We start from the raw sequence: 241 nt of genomic DNA, 5'->3' as shown, positions 1-241 counted from the left end.
GCGTTCGGCCAGCAACTGAAGCAGCGCGAACTCCTGGGCGGTGAGGTCGATGCGGGTGCCTCCCCGATGGACCCGGCGCTTGATCAGATCCACTTCCAGGTCGGCAATGAGCAGCACGTCGCGCGCGCCACGCGGTGCGCGTCGCAACAGCGAGCGGATGCGAGCGAGAAACTCCGCATAGGCGAACGGCTTCGAGAGGTAGTCGTCGGCGCCGAGTTCGAGGCCTTCGACCTTGTCTTCC

Annotated in this window: 1 pseudogene; it reads right to left on the bottom strand. The window is 66.0% G+C overall.

Annotated features, from left to right (window positions below):
- Positions 1–241 (bottom strand): annotated as a pseudogene (locus SB751_RS34675) (DNA-binding response regulator); the annotation flags it as partial.

This window comes from Cupriavidus sp. SIMBA_020 (genome assembly GCF_046535395.1).
Taxonomy (GTDB): Bacteria; Pseudomonadota; Gammaproteobacteria; order Burkholderiales; family Burkholderiaceae; genus Cupriavidus; species Cupriavidus campinensis.
The sequence above is the reverse complement of the archived record's forward strand: the minus strand, read 5'-3'. Positions and strand labels throughout refer to the sequence as shown.